The organism is Enterococcus sp. AZ196 (assembly GCF_050498845.1).
GTDB lineage: Bacteria > Bacillota > Bacilli > Lactobacillales > Enterococcaceae > Enterococcus_A > Enterococcus_A murrayae.
Genome location: NZ_JBIPAM010000001.1, coordinates 2,652,777 through 2,669,801, shown reverse-complemented (window position 1 = coordinate 2,669,801; position 17,025 = coordinate 2,652,777). Strand labels below are relative to the sequence as shown.

Genomic DNA, 17,025 nt, shown 5'->3' with positions numbered 1-17,025 from the left:
TGACTGAATTGTATCCACCAAAGACCCCGCCAAGAATTTTCTTAGCGGGGTTCATTTTACTAGAGTCATTTTATGAAAATCTAACTATTCTCTTCACCTTTCAACAGCCAATCCACTATATACTCAATTTTTATTTCATCTATAAACTTAATGATTTGATCTAAGTAAAATGGTCGCTTAAACATTGGTCGCCTCCTTCATCATTTTCTTCAATCATACTAAATTTGAACTTAACTTCAAATTCAGTCGAAAAAAATAGAAAAATGAAGTTAAGTTCAATTCCTGGCGTTCTGATCAAAACTAAAAATAAATTGAATTAATGAAGAAAACTTAAGACTTCTCAACTTTTTTATCCTCAGTCTGTTTGATACACTTAGTTTAAAATCTCACGTTAGAAAGGCGGGAGCCAATGAGACGAAAGCTAAGTATCTTCTCCTTTATTTTATTGAGTGTCGCTCTGATCATCGGGCTGTATTTTCTCTTTATTCGAACCAACCTGCATCATACGATTCTTGATGGTTTTTATAATGTCCTGATTCAGTCGACTGCTGATGAAGAGGGCTATCGACAGCAATATATCGACTGGCCGACAGTAAAATTATTCCTGATTCTCTTTGCCCTTACGATTATTTTTATCGTCTCACTTGCCAGCTACCTGATTTATCGGAACCAAATGGCTAAGAATACTCACCTGCTTGCTGGGAAGATCGCTCAATTTTTTTCAGACCCTTCCGCTGCTTCGACAGGTGAGGTCGTGATCGACAATGAATTGCTGAAGATCAAATCGGATATTGAAAACAATGAACTGCTGCTGAAACGCGAGACGCAACGAACAAAGGACCTGATCACTTATCTTGCTCACGATTTGAGGACTCCTTTAGTGTCTGTGATTGGGTATCTTAATTTGATGATCGATTCGGAGGATTTGACCGAGGAACAAAAGAAGCATTTTTTAGCCATCACACTGGAAAAATCGACCCGATTGGAACACTTGATTGATGACTTTTTTGATATCACGCGCTTTAATCTTCATGATATCCAGCTGTATAAAGAGAAGCTGGACTTTGTCTTTCTATTGAATCAGATGGTGGATGAGTTCTATCCTTTATTGAAGGAAAAGAATCAGTCGCTGACCTACGATGGTCCTGAATCATTTACTCTCTTAGCAGACAATGAGCAATTGGCTCGTGTCTTGAATAACCTGCTGAAAAATGCGATGAACTATGGAACAACAAACTCAACGATTCATTTGAGGCTCTCAAGCGATGCCGAGAATATGATCTTTAGTATTTCAAATGAAGGAATCACCATTCCAGAAAATCAATTGGCGAATATTTTTGAAAAATTCTATCGTCTAGACAAATCTCGTTCAACAAAAACAGGTGGCGCAGGCTTAGGCTTGGCGATCGCTAAAGAAATCATCTTGGCTCATCAAGGCACGATTACAGCCGCCAGCGACAATGGACTCACTAAATTCACGATCACCTTGCCGTTAGAAAGCGCGTAGAAAATTCTGCGCGCTTTTTTGGATTGGAAACAATAATGATGCTGCCCAATTAGTTTATGCTGTTATACAACTGACGGCTCTCGACCACATTGAACTGTTTAGATTCCTCGTTGCCTTTGCAGCCGGCGATGATCAGCAGATACTCCTTGCCGTCAATTTCGGCTAAGCTCGCCAGACACAGACCCGCTTTTGAGGTGTAGCCGGTCTTCCCGCCAATAATCCTTCCATTGGAAAGCTCCAGACTCTCGCCACGACTAATCATACTGCTGGTGAAATAATTGCCTTCTGGATGCAAGTTCGTCGTTTGCCCCTGATAATTCAATGAGGTGAATAGCTGATAAAAAGATTCATTTTTTAACGCGTACTCTAAAAGAATCATCATATCCCAGACCGTCGAATAATGATTGGCTTCATCTAAGCCCGTTGGATTCGTAAAATGTGTGTCGGTCATCCCAAGTTGCGCGGCTTTTTCATTCATCAATTCCACAAAGGATTCTTCATCGCCGCAAAGGGATAAAGCTGCGGTCATTACCGCGTCTGAACCCGACGGCAACATAATGCCATGCAATAAATCCCAATAATTGATTTCCTCGCCAGAAATCAGACCAGCCGTGGCTAGATTATTCTGTTCAATCTCAAAAAAGATACTTTGAGGTACAGTAGTGATCTCTTCAAAATCATCGACGTTTTCGATAATACAGATGGCGGTCATGATTTTCGTCAGCGAAGCGATTGAAATCCTTTGCCTTTCACCTTTCCGATAGATTTCCGATCCATTTCTCTCTTTCAATAAATAATGCTTCGATGAAATTCTTGCATCTGGTTTTGAAACTCCAGCGACACCCATCGTTTTTCCTGCTCGTTGTAAAAGTACACCACCGAGCACGAAAAATAGTAGTAAAAGAAAGACCATCCACATTCTAAACTGTTTTCTCATAAAAAAAGACCTCCCTATAGCTACATTTAAGCATCTATAGAAAAGCCAGTTTTTAATATTCACTTATTTCTATCTTAAGTTCTCTTAAGGAGTTAGATTTTGTATCCAATGCCCCAGGCCGTTTGAATGTACTTATACTTTTCACCGGTGTCCTGCATCTTTTCCCTTAAATGGCGGATGTGTACCATAATCGTATTATTAGAATTGACGTAGTATTTTTCGCCCCAAACTTCCTTAAAGATTTCCTCTGAGCTCACCACTTGATCCTGCCGCTCCATCAATAAACGCAGAATCGAAAATTCGATTGGTGTCAGATACAGCTCCTGCTCATTGAGAAAAACCTTTCGCTTATCAACATCCAGCTCTATCCCTTTTACCGTTAAAACATTCCGACCCAAATTACTATACTGAGTCACCCTTCTCAGCTGTGCCTTCACCCGAGCAACCAGCTCCAATGGCCGAAATGGCTTAGTGATATAATCATCCGCTCCAAGAGTCAGACCCGTTATCTTGTCGATCTCTTCCCCTTTTGCTGTCAGCATAATGATTGGATAAGTATATTTCTTACGAATCTCCTGACAAATATCAAAACCGCTAATGTCCGGCAGCATCACATCCAAAATCGCCATCGAGAATTCCTGCGTGCGAATCTTTTCCAAAGCTTCCTGTCCATTGGTACAAGGAATCACTTCATAGTTCTCATTTTTCAAATAGAAAACAACCAGCTCACTGATTTCCTGCTCGTCTTCAACCATTAATATCTTTACCATAGGCTCACCCATTCCTAGATAGTTTATCCATGCCCTATAAATATAGCATGAAAAATCTAGGATTGTTTTAAGACGGGGGAAATTCAAGGGCGGGGCGATGACTTATTTTCTAGTCTCATCTTTTACATTTCATTCCATTAAGAATTTTCGAGCCTGCTTATATTTTTCCAGTCTTTCAAAGTCTTTTTCACTTGGATTCTCAAGTCTAGAAATATCCGAATTGTGCTTTAGATCCGCTAGTTTGACTTCTCTTGCTAAGTCATTTTGCTTCACCTTTTTTAAGTAATCAAAATAGGGTTCGTCCTTCTTATGGGTTAGCAACACAACAGCCTCGACAACCTCCTCAGAAATTCCAGCTTTCCGAAAATCTTCCACAGTTGTTTCGGTGTCCTCTAACACATCATGAAGATAAGCCACCGCCTTCTCCATGTCAGTCTCAACAAAACTTGCAACCCTTTCTGGATGTAAATAATACGGCTGCCCCGCTTTATCAAATTGATTTTGATGCGCGTTTTTTGATAGTTCTTTGGCAATATCGATTAATCCCAAGATACACACCTACCTTCAAATATTTTACGAAAATCTTTGATCAAACCATAGAATTAGAATCTATAAACCAATTATACACAAATCTGATCTTTGCATCGTGTATAGTAAAATTGAATAGTTTTAAACTCTCATCCCTTCAAAAAAAGATGTATGCTTTTCCTTTTGTGGGCTTAGTCATTGCGCCAGTCAATCACTGACTGAGCAGGTGCTGGTTGGGTCTATTTAGTATTTGGACAAAATCCCTAAATGCAGGAATCCCGAATCATGCAAAATTTTCTGATGACAAGCCTACCTTTCAAACTTCATCGTAATCCCATTCGGATCAACGACCCACAAGCTGCCGGTTTCATCTTTGATATATTCTATCTGATTTTTCCAGTGATTTTCTAAGCGATCCAACTCTGCTTGATTTGGCACAGAGAAACTAAAATAATCTAATCCTAAATCCTTATCAGTCATCGCCGGAATGTTTTTTCCTAACCAGATATTGGAACCGATATGATGGTGATACTCACCGGTAGCGAAGAATTTGGCTTGATTGCCAAAATTATTTTTCAAGGACAGGCCTAAAACTTCGGTAAAAAATTTCTCCGTTTGTGGTAGATCGGCTACCTTCAAGTGAACGTGTCCAACGCTTGATCCTGTTGGAAATCCTGTCCATGTCCGATCACCCGCAGCGAGCACTCCTTCGGCATCCATTTCGAGAGTCACACCAACTATCTCGCCATCTTCACGAATATCCCACTCATTTTGAGGCTTGTCATGGTAGACTTCGATGCCATTGCCTTCTGGATCATTTAGATATAAGGCTTCACTATAGCCGTGATCACTGGCACCAATCAAAGGAGCCTTAACATTTAAATAGTGAAACAGGGCATTTCCTAAATCTTTTCGACTTGGTAATAAAAAGGCTACGTGGTACAACCCTGTTTTAGGCGTCACTGGTAGAGGATTCTGTACCTTATGTAACTCTAGTAATACCGTCTCTCCGACTCCTAAGGTGCTTTTGACTGCGCTTTGATCTAATACTTGTAACCCGATCACCTCTTGATAAAATCGAGTCATTTTTTTTAAATTGGCTACTTTCAAAGCTACGTTGCCAATGTGCGCAGCAGCGCTTAATTGAAAAGTTGGAATAATAACTGTCATGGTAACTCCTCCTGAATAAACGATGTCAATCGAATAATTTTTACTGCTTCCTTGAGTTCACATTAACATCTTACTATTTGTAAGTAAAATTCCATGCTCAGCGTTTTCATTATTCTGATTTCCTTTAGCCAAGAGTCACTTATACTTTTGTAAATAGAAGTCGCTTGGCTTGTCTAACGATCATACTTCACCTATACTAATAAAAAGTAAGTAAAAGAAGGTGGCTTTATGTCGTCATTTCATCATATTTCATTATTGACCAAGGATCGGCATAAAAATGTCCGGTTCTATACGGAAATCCTAGGTTTGCGATTTGTGAAAAATACAGTCAATCAAGAAAATCATCGGATGCTCCATTACTATTACGGAGATTATCAAGGCACTCCTGGCAGTGTCGTTACGTTTTTTGTCGTGCCGCATTTGGGGCATCGCTATGAGAAGCAGAATTTTATTTCAACGATTGGTCTGAAGCTGCCTCGCAATAGTTTGTCCTATTGGAAAGAACGCCTGAAGCATTATCAGGTATCCTTCACCTCAATGGATCGGCAATTGCGCTTTTTCGATGCGGATCAAGTAGAGATCCTTTTGACGGAAACGGATCAGCCGCCATTAGCACTGTCCTACCAAGTTGCCAATGAGATTCCCGCTGAGAAGCAGATCTTAGGGTTGAATTCTAGTCAGATCCACGTTCGGGAGCCTAAATTAACGAGTGCTTTTTTTGAGACCTTTCTTGGATGGAAGATAGTTGATCAGCGTATCCATCTGAATGGGACCGACTTTTTCGAGATTTTGCCTACCGAATCTGATGAGACATCGCGAATGGGACGAGGCAGTGCCGATCACATCGCTTTTGCAGTCGCGAATGAGACGGAGCTAGATGAGCTTTATCATAGAGCGGAGGATCAAGGCTGGCAAATCGAAAAAATGGTCTCTCGTGGGTACTTCAAGAGTCTTTATATTCGTGAACCAGGCGGAAATCGGATAGAGTTCGCTACTCTTGCCCCTGGTTTTACGATCGATGAGCCATTAGACAGCTTAGGGAAAGACTTTGTACTGCCGCCATTTTTAGCAGAGCAACGTGCAGAGATCGAGGCTGCACTCTATCCAGATAGTTAACAGCAAATAAAGCATGGAACGACGCAATTTTCGGTCGTTCCATGCTTTTTTGATGTCTTACTATTGTATCGCCTAAATAAATAACCAACGTTATAATTATTATTCCCAATCAAATAAAACATTTGAACCCTAATCCACCGACCATTGACAACGCAAAAAAATATTAGTATATATGATATTAAATGTGTTTAATAGTTTGTATATAAAGCGTCAAATACTGAATCGTTGTTGAAAAAAACTACCGAACTAATTTTTTTTATAATAAATATTTTTTCTGCAAAACGATCAAAGGAGGCAATGATTATAAAGAATACCAAGGAACGGATATGGCAAGAGGCCTTAACACTCTTTTCTGAACATGGGTTTGATGGGGTATCGGTGAAGGAAATCGCGCATGCAGTAGGAATCAAAGATAGTTCGCTGTATAACCATTACAAGAGCAAGCAAGAAATCTTTGATACTATCTTATTTGAGGTGTGTGACATTTTAAAAGAAGCAAACAATACCTTCGCTTTACCCTTAGCTGGTGATGCGGGAGACATCTACACAAACAGCTCTGCAGAGGATTTGACTAAGATGTATGTGGATGCCTTTAAGTTTTATTTGAGAAATGAAACAGCCTCTAAATTCCGAAAATTGCTGATCACTGAACAGCATATGCATCAGCATGTTGGGGATTTGTATAATGAGTTGTTCTTCGATTCTCCAATGAAATACCTGACTGCCTTATTTACTGATTTAATTCAGCGAGGAACCTTCATCAAAGCGGATCCTTATACTACTGCGATGCATTTCTATGCTCCGCTTAATTCTCTCATTCGGCGCAGCGATATTCGGCCTGATTTAGAAGAAGAAAACATTGTCTATTTAGAACATCACATCAAACAATTTGATCAGATTTATCGCGCTGATTCTAAGTAAAGCAAAACAGAAGAAGCACCGACAGTTTTGTCGAGACTTCTTCTGTTTTGCTATCTTTTTCTTCTTTTTAGAACAAACAGACAGGTGCCTAAACTGAACATCAAAGTGACGCCAGCTAAGGTCATCGCATGAGAGAGCGTTGTATCTGCACCCGTATTGGGTAGGTTTTTACCATACCCGCCATGGATCGTATTGATTGAATGGACAACTGTTGTGCCGCTGTTTCCTCCAGTGTTCGTCACACCACCTGTGGCAGCAGGTGTCTTTTTATAGATATAAATGACTTCCTGTGCTTGGTCTGTGAATTTCCCAGCGGCATTTCCTTTCACCTCTTTAAAGGTGAAGCCAGCGATTTCTTTTTGTTCCGTTTTATAATCTTCTCCAGCATTTCCGGTCAACACAACATCATCAGAAATACGTTTGCCATCCTCATCTTGATATTTAGCGGTCACTGTTGCGGCTTTTTCTGCTGATCGGCTGTATACATAAGTAACCGTCTGCGCCTGTTCGGTAAATGTTCCTGCTGCATTCCCCCGCACTTCTTTAAATGTATAGCCAGCAATTTTCTTTTGTTCAGATGTATATTTTTCTCCTATTTTTCCTGACAGTGTAACTGTGTCAGCAATCGGCTTACCAGCTTCATCCTGATAATTTACAGTCACGCTTGATTCTTCAGCTGTGTTTTTCGTATATACATAAGTGACTGTTTGGGGCTGAGCTGTAAATGGGCCGGTGGCGTTCCCTTGAACCTCTTTAAAGGTATAACCATCAATTACCTTTTGTTCAGAGACATATTCTTCTCCGATAGTTCCCGTCAATATTTCTTCATCTGCAATCGGATTGCCTTCTGTGTCTTGGTATTTTACAGTCACATCTCCTGCTTGTACTGGATTCTTCGTATATACGTAAGTGACTGTTTGAGGCTGATCTGTGAATGGACCCGTGGGATTCCCTTGAACCTCTTTAAAGGTGTAACCGCCAATTACCTTTTGTTCAGAGATATATTCTTCTCCGACATTTCCCGTTAATATCTCTTCATCAGCAATCTGCTCGCCAGCCTCGTCATGATACCTTACTGTCACATCGGCTGCCGGCTGGAACCTTGTTATTGGGACCAATGCCCTTAGCGTATAGGTCGCATAGGTTAAAGCCCTTGTGTTGGTGCTGTTGGATAAAGCAGTAGGAAGCTGCATGAATTCAACCAAAACATAAGCAGCCTCTTCTGGAATAGCCTCAAAAACCATCCCCTCCTCTGTGTAATCAACAGAAGGATACTCAATCTCTTCCTTATTCTCATTCAAAAACCAGACCATTCCTGGCGCTGAATGCGTTGCAGCTGAAAGTAGGGAATTCCCCATGAAATCCTTGAGGGTCTCCTGCTTGTATTGAACCTCACCAGTATGACCGTGCTCCACCCTTAATTCTGGCAGCTGTAATTGTGATTGCGTCACAAATTCAGCACTCCAAATCTCTGTCAGGGTCTCCGACTGGATACCAATCGCTGAAAAATCAGCCATGTCTTTTGAAAAAATACGCAGATAATTCGTTGGATTCAATCGATGAATGTATTCCCCTAATCCGACAAGTTCACTTGCTGGAACACCTTCTCCATACCGGCTACCAATTTGAAGCTGTGCAACATTACCGGAATTTTCCAGCTTTTTCAGCACATTCGGCATCACATAGACAAAAGAATCTTCGGCCACCTTAATAGTGGGCACATTTTCAGCAATGATATACGTACTGTCCAAGGTCAACAGTTCCCCGGCATACTCAAGACCTGTAAAATCAACGACCGTACCTTCAGGTATATCTAAGGTATATTGATCAAAGGTCAGCATATCCAGCTCAGCCATTGCTTCTTTGGTTATATCATTGGGATCGATCTGACCCAAATAATAAGCAACAGCTTTTCTTAGATTGGGATCCGGCATCCATGTTTCGACTGATTCACTCGCTCTGCTATTGCTCTCGACAGCAGATACGCTTAGAATCGGCCCCCATCCGCCCATTGCAACATTACAGCAAAATAATAACACTACCAACTTCATACCTAACTTTTTCATGTATTCTCTCCTTGAGTATCGTATTTTTGTTTACGTTGTTTCCTCATGAGGTGCTTCAACATGCGTTGAAATAGCAGAAAAATGTTTATCAAAATCATTGTTTTTTAGAAATGAAAGAAATGGTGCTTGGAGGAAGTACCCTTGTCCCCAACTAGAGCCCATCCCCTCAGTATCAATACCCGCAGCCAGCATTTTCAGCTTCAGACGTTTCGCGATAGCAGACAGGTTGGAAAATCCAGCATGAGACATCTCTGTTTTCCACATTTTTTGGCAAAGCAGTTCTCTCGAGATGGTTTCGCCGTTTGCTTCATAGAGATATACCAACAGCTGCAGCTCTCTTTTAGATAAGCGATTAATAAAGTTTGAATAATTCTGACCCGTGAACCCCTCTTCCTTCGAAGGCCGTCCTGGTTGCGGCTTGTAAAAACTTGCTCTGGCAATCTTATCGATAATCTCTGAATCGCTGTCGCCAGGCTCGATCCAATAGTCGATATCATCGTCCAACCATGAAAACTCTGTTGCGTTAATTTGTTTTTTGTTTCCCATTCTAAAAATCGGAATGCCACAGCTCTTTATTCCTTTGATATACTGGGTCAGCTCAACGTTGGAAATCGTGTCGCAAACAATCACCAGTGAAAAATATTGTATGACCTGAGCCTGTTCCTTTGCTTGATAAAATAGACTTGAAGAACAATAGAACTCGGCATTTACACGTTGCAAAATATTCTGAAGATTAGATTCAATCATATGATTTTTGCTTAGCAGCAACACTTTTGTCATTGCTTGATTCCTCCCTTAATTTTTCCTTTTTTAGATGTTCTTATTTCAGACAAACACTTGGGTATAAGAAGCCGTTCGCTTACACCGTTCAAAAGTCCCTATTGAAATAAAACACCGCACAAGTGTCATTTGTGCTTTTTCATACATTTTATTTTTGGTTTATATTTAAACCAAAAGTTAACTAATATATAAACTAGCACTCACTAGTTTATTTATATATACTAGTAAACAATAGTTTTGTCAAGATTATTTCTAGTTAAAAATCACTTTAGAATATAACGATCGTATAAAAATATTCTTATTTTTATATTTTCGATCTTTTAGTACGATAATCAAAAAAGAATTGAATTTTTTCTTAATCAACTTCTCTGACAACGTTCTGCTTTTACATTACGAGAAAAAAAGGAACCAACCCGACAAAATTCAGGTTGGTTCCTCTTCATTTCCTATTTTTTTACTCTTGTTCACATTTGTATGGAGCTTAGTCATTTGATTTGCCCAAGCTCCGTACAAATGTTTTCTAATTACGGTCATACTTTCAACTCTACTTTGGCTCCCCACCAATCTGAGACCTCTTGCGTGACTTGGTACCCTTTGCCCCATATAGTGCCAATACACTCTTTGTCAAAGCCAATTAGTTCAAGCTTCTTCTTTAGCTTACTAACTAAAAAGGACAAATGGGATAAATTGGAGTTCGTTGCATCGCTTTCCCACAATTTGTGGCATAGTTCATTTCTTGAGACCGTCTGCTTGGGACTCTGGCACAAGATATCGATCAACAAGCGTTCCAATCTGGAAAAGCTTGGCCCATCGTGAACACTCAATAGTCTACTTTGGTAATTTTTTTGTCTGTTCTCTTCTATATAATCTAAATTGCTGAGCAGCTCTCGAACTTCGCTTTTGGTTGTTTCTGCATGTATCCAGCCCTTCAAGCCATAGGCTGACCATTCCTCCATTATCTTCTTTGTTGGACTAAGATTGTCCTTCCTTACCATCGGTAAAGAATACTGCTGAAGGTTCTTTAAAAGAAACATCGCTTCCTTATCTGAAATCGTATCGCTCAGAAGAATGATTTCATAGCAGGTGCTGATACCAAGATTATCAAATGAGGAGGTATTATCTAACAACTTCTCTAATAAGAGGCTTGAACAGAAGACTTCAAAGTTTAATTGCTGCAGCTCATTTTGAAATTTCTGATCGACAAGAATATTTTTGGTTAAGAATAGAATTTTTTTCACTTAGGTTCGCCCCTTGTTTATTTTATACTTACACAGCAAATGAACAGAATGCGGGAATACGTCACGTTTCGCTACTGTGATTCATTCCATACAGTAGCTGAGCGGTAAGCCCCTCTTCACTTTCTAAATAACTCGTATTCAGTTTTCTATGTAGTCCTCTAGAACCGCTAACGGCTCTAGACGACAAATCTTTTATTCATCGGTGGTTAATTCGTTACTCCAGCTTCAACTGTCCAAGTAATCGTTGATTGATAGGTTTTCCCAGCTTTGCCTTGACCTTTTGGAACCTTCAATTTCACTTGATTTTTCTTCCAAACATAGGTGGATTCATCCTTAGAGTTTTCACCATCGCCTTTGAAAACAGAAGAGGGGGTTGAGGTCAACGCAACTTCACCATTAGAACTCAACCCGCTTGGATTCATAGCTGCTGCTGTTTTTTTGTTGTACATATCACCGCTAGGCAGTATCAGCGTAGCACCGTTCAGCTGATCTGCGCCTGAAACAAAGGATGTGGCTGCTGCTTTTAATGTCCAGCCCGACATTGCAGGCCGCTCATCCGCGACCTGCACCCACTGATCGGATGTTCCTTGTGCTTGATACTCTGTGTCTTTCCATTGAACTTCTTTCGTTCCGATATCGAACGCCGATGGAACATAGTCTAAACGAAGCTCACCATGTGCACCTGTCCCCTCGTTTTCTTTGTCACTTGGGTCCGATACAGAAGGATCTCTCGGTTCAACTAAGTTCAGTATTATAGTCAAATTCACGTTTTTTTTCAAGTCAGAAGGTAATTTATTTGCTCCAGTCGCCCGAACCACAAAGCTCACAACATAAGGACCGCCTGCTGTATTCGGAATGGAAGCACTATTATCTACTTCAACTTCCAGGTCAATCAAATCACCGTCAATGATTGTTTGCGCCTTAGCACCCATGACCCTTTTTAAATAGTCTGCATAATTCGTTGAACCGACAGTAAAGCCTGAAACATCGCTCCAGCGAACAGTCAAATCATTCGCTAAAATAGTGTCGATCGTGTCCGCCTTATGGACGACCAGCTTCACATCTACTGGATCAGAATCATTTCCGCGAGTATCATCAACGATTACTTGCTCAGTATATTCTTGCATATCCTGACCATTCGTAATCGCTGCTGTCCCACCTGAAGCAATCCCATTACCAACATAGGTATAGCCAAATTTGTCTTTATCCGTTTCCAAAGCATTCGTATCTTCAACATTCGCAATGAAATCTTTGACAGGAGGGATCTCATCTCCCTCCACAACATGAATCGTTCGACCTTTCCCTGTAGGCTTCGTTACGTCTGCTACGACTGTCTTAAAATACTTATCTGGATGACCGACATAGCTTGCTTTGATGGTTTCTCCCCAATAAAACGGTCGGGACAGATTGCCCTTCCATTCATAGCTTCCATCCGCTTGAACCACTACCTGTCTCTGATCAGCCGGTAGAAAATCCAACGGTCCGCCGGATACTTCCACTTTTCCACCGGGCGGCTCCGCAGTTCCAACAACCCTATACTCTGTTTTCGCTTCATTGGTAAGATCATCAATCGTCTTCACATCAAATACGACCGGATCAACGATTAACCTCTGTGCATTAGACGTATATTTAGTATTAAATTCACTAACAGTCCCGTTATCGACAAAGCCAACTGCTAAACTTGTTGTTTTCGATCCTAGCGTTGTTCTACTATACGTAATCTTGGTATTGTCTAACGGATGGAAGCTATTAGATGGAGTTGCTTCATCAAACTCACCGTTATCCCACAAACGAATTCGATGCACATAGCCATTTGTTGCGGGAATGCTCAACGTACCATTTAGTGAGAACAAGGGATCGTTTGATGGACGAGTAAATCCAATGTCAAAGGTGGCTTGGTCCGCAATATTGATCGCTGAACCCGCGGTAGTCATCTTTAAAAGACCGTCGGCATTGCCGCTGGCACTTTGTAATTTGAACATCGATCCTTCGGCTAACTCAAGATTAGCTCCACCAGCAAAAGAAATAGCGTCACCTACCGCTTTAGATGGATCATTCGTTTCACCAATTTTCAAATCAAAGGCTGCATTTTTTCCAAGCCTGATTGACCCTGAACTACTGAAATAGATCGGTGTTTCGTCTTCACCACTCGGTGCCGTAGTCTCATCTACCATTCCCGTAAAACTTGCATTTTCGCCTAATTCAATCGTACCGCCAGCTCTCTCCACTTGAAGTACCGTCGCATGATCTCTTCTAGGCGCGCCGTTATGAATCTCTACCTCTGTGTTATCGCCAAAATAGATACTATCTTCTCTCCCTATTAATGAAGCAGGACGATAGTTACTCGGCCAAGTATTCGTACTGCTTGCCAGATTTGAAACAAGCGAAATACTTCCTGGCGCATAATCATTTGTACTCCAAGGTCCCGTTTTAGTCGGTGTTTTCAAATTACTCAATGTGATTTTCGTGCCTGCACCGTCTTCCGCATAGAAGTTTCCTTTAGGATAGAAAACGAAATTCGCTCCTAAGCGACCGTTATCCACCATAATATTGGAACCCGCCTTAACGTAGATTTCCCCAACCGCAACATTGGCACTTCCGCCAGTGTAGCGCTTGTCGATGGTAATATCATTCCCATCAATCGGAGAGATATAAGATTCTGTCGGTGAGCTTTCCAGCGACGTATCCCCAGAAAGAATCAGCTTCCCTCTGGCACCTTCAAAAGCCTGAGCGCCATATTGCGTATAATTATGAACCGTTACTATCGTTTTTTGGCCGGGATTCCACATATCGGCAACTCCCCAGTCATTTCCGTTGTAAACCGTCACGTTTTGGAAAACGACGTCCCAGTCACTTGAATTAAAATAGAAGGTGATGTCGCGAAAATCAATGGTTTGATTGTTTCCATTAACGACCAGTTTTTTATCACTGCGGTTCGTACGAATATCCGCGGTACTCGCGCCGCTTGTTTTATCGGTCATTTTAAAGCTGTCCGTGAGATTGATGTAGGTTATCTCTGTCTTATTGTTGTTGTTACCTGCATTTGTGGCGCTGACACCAACAGACAATGCCGCATCCCATTCAGCCCGAGAGCCTACATCAAAATAGCTCACATTATCAAATTGTCCATCCGTTAATTGAGCGACAGGCAATGTTCTTGTCGTTGGAATACCCAGGTCCAACGCTGCTCGTGTCGTACGTTTTTCTGAAGGCTTTTCCTCTTCAGCTTCGGATGCTGCATCCACTTCTTTATCTTCTTCTACGGCGGATGGCGCTTCTTCTTTTGTATCTTCTGTTGCTGCTTCATCCGCTTCCGTTACAACCTCTTTTTCAATTTGCAAAGCCTCAGTTTTGCCAATCACTTGATCATTTACCGCATGCGTCCCTTCTATTGATGTTTGATTGGATAAAGTATCAAAATCAATATCAAGCATTAAGTTCACGCTGTTTAACTTCTGCAAATCAAGCTCCAACACTTTCGTCTGTTCATCAACGATGATCGCTTCTTTTGCATGCTGATTTTTTTCTTCCGAGTAGGATATCCCTTTTGGAAGCTCAAGCTGTAAACGATCTTTTTGACGCTCCTGCTGATCTAATTCGACAGGGGTGTAATGAATTTCCAAGGAAAGCTGCTCAGTTTTCACATCGAGTGATACATTAGAACCACCATCCACTAATAATTGTACCTGCGGGTCGATGACAGCCGGATCGCTCTCTGCTGCAACTGCACTACCAAAAGGAAGGAGAACGTTTAGCACTAAGATTAAGCTGAAAAATAGGCTAGAAATTTTGTGCTTCATTCGTTTCCTCCTCACTTCGTTTTTTAAAGACGAAAAATAGTATGCCTAAAACAAGGACCATTCCCGAAAGGAACAGTTTACTGCTTAGCAGCTCTCCTGTTTTCGGTAATACTTTTCCTAATAAAGTAGAGCGTGAGCCGCCGCCGGTTTTAGGAAGATTGGCAGTGTTTGAACCACTTGCTTCATTATTTTTCGTATCCTCCGCCTCATCTCCCCAACCAGATAGCTGGATCGTCGTTTCTGATTCAGCATTAGATGTCGAAGCCTTTGCCGGAACAGGAGAAGCTGCTAAAAGAAACCCCAGTAAAGCTAAACTGACGATTACTGAAAGACGTTTCATCGCTTGATCTTCCTCCCATTTGATTCATCATTTTTCCTTCTTCTTACGAAATAGAACCACGAGTAATAAAATCACCAATAAGCCAATGATCGCTATCAAAAGATAGATCAGATAGTTCGGCTCAGGTTCTGGATCATTGATCGCTTCTTCATTCAACTTGTCCGCTTCTTCTCTTGTGATCGTAAAATCCTTGGTCCACTGCCACGTCTTTTTCTCCCACTTAGAATCCGTAGTTGTTGCTTTCAAATGAAGCGTATATTTTCCCGCTTTTAATGGTTCCTTTCCTAAGAAAAATGGCACATTAAAGTTGGAATTGGGTGCCATTTTACGATCCTTCAATTGCCCTGTAATCAACGCACGGGAACTGCCTTTTTTGGTTACTTTCCCAGTGAAATTCAGGTTTGAAATAATCGCGGGCTGGTCATTTTGAACATTGGCGTTGATAACCTTCTGATAATTGTTCAAATCAGGAAAGACCTTTAACAAGTTCATATTTGGAGCGGCTATTTCTTTTTGAACCGTTAATTTAACAGCCATCGCATAAGCAAAGCGATTCTCAATATTGATCCCTGTCTTTTTCTTTTCCTCTTTTTTAGGATCAGAAGAAGCTTGATCCTCCTTTTCAAAATACCATGACCCTAAAATGACACCCTCCGGCGCATCCTGCGGAACATTTATTTTCATCGCAACAACTTTTTTCTCCCCTGGTGAAAGCGTCTCGGCAGACGCTCCTTTGATTTCTGCAATATCGGAAAAAGGAATCTTTAGACTTTTGTCCTTTTTCTTCTTTGCTAAAGGCGCCGAGTAATTTATCTCGCCATTAGAATTTGTATAGGTCGTATAGTCGCCCATTTTAATTTTTGCCTCAGAAGAACTATGATTCGTCACCTCTGCTTGAATCTCGATTTCATCCCCAGGCTTGACTAACAAATCATAAAATGAACTAGCTTCATCTACTTGAGGTGTGGTTGGCGCTACTTTAGCGACACTATATCCGGCACTTTCACCTTCTTCTTCCGCAAATGCTGTGGCAGCAGGCGTCACTGTAAGAATGAACGCCAGCGTAAAAAAAAGTTGACTTAAACGTTTCACAAATGCTCTTCCTTTCCAACTACTATATTCACTATTGTGATACTAACTTTTATGGCGCAGCAGTCACAGTCCAAGTGATCGTTGACGTGAATGTTCCAATAGCAGCCGTACCTGGTGCTACAGTCAATGACGCTGGCGTTGTTTCTGCAATGTTGCTAGTTGTATTGCCTTTACCGATCAGGTCATTTCTTTTCACTGTTTTCAATACTTCAACAGTTGAACCTGTTAGAGGAATAGTTGCTGCAGTCGCTAAAATTGTGTCATCAGCGATTGCATCGGTTGTTGCTGCATTTCCTTGTGTCGCATTTGCGATACTGTTACGTACGACCCCTTTTGGCAACGCTAAAGCTGAACCCGTTAACGATTTTGATCCGCTAGTAAATTCTGTACGGCTTGCCGTTACAGACCAGCCGTTCATTCCAGCATCACGGTTATCACGAACCTCAAGATAGTTCGTTACCGTTTCAGTATCATCGTAAGTACCGCCCGCTTGGTTTACTTCATGAGAACCAAAGTCGAAGATCGGAACAACCTTCAAGATCAAAGGACCTACCTCAGGTGTCGGCTTAACTGGATCTGGATTTTTTTCATCCGGTTCTTCCGGATCACTTGGATCGCCTCCGCCTTTATTCTCAGTAAATTCGATCGTACCTGTTGAGTCTGCCGCAAATGCTGAAGAGACTCCTCCTAAAAGCATTGTGCTAATCATTAAACCTGCAACCATTAATTTCGTCTTTTTCATAATAAAAATAAATTCTCC

14 protein-coding genes are annotated in these 17,025 nt (G+C 41.2%); 3 read left to right on the top strand and 11 right to left on the bottom strand.

What is annotated here, in order from left to right:
* Positions 1-409: 409 nt before the first annotated feature.
* Complete coding sequence (locus IGI67_RS12870) at positions 410-1,507, top strand: sensor histidine kinase (RefSeq protein ID WP_207107169.1); 1,098 nt, start codon at positions 410-412, stop codon at positions 1,505-1,507.
* 49 nt (positions 1,508-1,556) lie between these two features.
* Here IGI67_RS12870 and IGI67_RS12865 read toward each other — a convergent pair whose 3' ends face one another.
* The 4 genes from IGI67_RS12865 to IGI67_RS12850 all read right to left on the bottom strand — a co-directional run bounded on the left by IGI67_RS12865 (position 1,557) and on the right by IGI67_RS12850 (position 4,912).
* Positions 1,557-2,444 carry a D-alanyl-D-alanine carboxypeptidase family protein gene (locus tag IGI67_RS12865; RefSeq protein ID WP_207107168.1) on the bottom strand — a complete coding sequence of 296 codons (888 nt, stop codon included), beginning with the start codon at positions 2,442-2,444 and terminating at the stop codon, positions 1,557-1,559.
* 92 nt (positions 2,445-2,536) lie between these two features.
* On the bottom strand, positions 2,537-3,214 hold the full coding sequence (locus tag IGI67_RS12860; protein ID WP_429957964.1) for a response regulator transcription factor: 678 nt from the start codon (positions 3,212-3,214) through the stop codon (positions 2,537-2,539).
* Positions 3,215-3,343: 129 nt separating this feature from the next.
* Complete coding sequence (locus IGI67_RS12855) at positions 3,344-3,763, bottom strand: GTP pyrophosphokinase (protein WP_429957963.1); 420 nt, start codon at positions 3,761-3,763, stop codon at positions 3,344-3,346.
* A gap of 288 nt (positions 3,764-4,051) precedes the next feature.
* Positions 4,052-4,912, bottom strand: coding sequence for a VOC family protein (locus IGI67_RS12850; protein WP_429957962.1), 861 nt, complete (start codon positions 4,910-4,912; stop codon positions 4,052-4,054).
* A 228-nt stretch (positions 4,913-5,140) separates the two neighbouring features.
* Between IGI67_RS12850 and IGI67_RS12845 the strand changes: the two genes are divergently transcribed.
* Complete coding sequence (locus IGI67_RS12845; protein WP_429957961.1) at positions 5,141-6,028, top strand: VOC family protein; 888 nt, start codon at positions 5,141-5,143, stop codon at positions 6,026-6,028.
* A gap of 297 nt (positions 6,029-6,325) precedes the next feature.
* On the top strand, positions 6,326-6,949 hold the full coding sequence (locus IGI67_RS12840; protein WP_429957960.1) for a TetR/AcrR family transcriptional regulator: 624 nt from the start codon (positions 6,326-6,328) through the stop codon (positions 6,947-6,949).
* 50 nt (positions 6,950-6,999) lie between these two features.
* Here IGI67_RS12840 and IGI67_RS12835 read toward each other — a convergent pair whose 3' ends face one another.
* The 7 genes from IGI67_RS12835 to IGI67_RS12805 all read right to left on the bottom strand — a co-directional run bounded on the left by IGI67_RS12835 (position 7,000) and on the right by IGI67_RS12805 (position 17,007).
* Positions 7,000-9,015, bottom strand: a complete 2,016-nt coding sequence (locus tag IGI67_RS12835) for a MucBP domain-containing protein (RefSeq protein WP_429957959.1) — start codon at positions 9,013-9,015, stop codon at positions 7,000-7,002.
* Between the two features lie 30 nt (positions 9,016-9,045).
* A complete protein-coding gene (locus IGI67_RS12830) occupies positions 9,046-9,795 on the bottom strand; it encodes a winged helix-turn-helix domain-containing protein (RefSeq protein WP_207107162.1) in 750 nt (249 codons plus the stop codon).
* Positions 9,796-10,325: 530 nt separating this feature from the next.
* The gene (locus IGI67_RS12825) at positions 10,326-11,033 is read right to left on the bottom strand and encodes a winged helix-turn-helix domain-containing protein (RefSeq protein ID WP_429957958.1); all 708 of its coding nucleotides are present in this window, start codon (positions 11,031-11,033) and stop codon (positions 10,326-10,328) included.
* Between the two features lie 206 nt (positions 11,034-11,239).
* Complete coding sequence (locus IGI67_RS12820; protein WP_429957957.1) at positions 11,240-14,833, bottom strand: WxL domain-containing protein; 3,594 nt, start codon at positions 14,831-14,833, stop codon at positions 11,240-11,242.
* The gene (locus IGI67_RS12815) at positions 14,814-15,173 is read right to left on the bottom strand and encodes an LPXTG cell wall anchor domain-containing protein (protein ID WP_429957956.1); all 360 of its coding nucleotides are present in this window, start codon (positions 15,171-15,173) and stop codon (positions 14,814-14,816) included. The genes IGI67_RS12820 and IGI67_RS12815 overlap by 20 nt, the downstream gene beginning before the upstream one ends.
* A 27-nt stretch (positions 15,174-15,200) precedes the next feature.
* Entirely contained in the window at positions 15,201-16,265 is a 1,065-nt protein-coding gene (locus tag IGI67_RS12810) for a DUF916 and DUF3324 domain-containing protein (RefSeq protein ID WP_429957955.1), read from the bottom strand.
* 49 nt (positions 16,266-16,314) lie between these two features.
* Positions 16,315-17,007, bottom strand: a complete 693-nt coding sequence (locus IGI67_RS12805; protein WP_429957954.1) for a WxL domain-containing protein — start codon at positions 17,005-17,007, stop codon at positions 16,315-16,317.
* Positions 17,008-17,025: the final 18 nt, after the last annotated feature.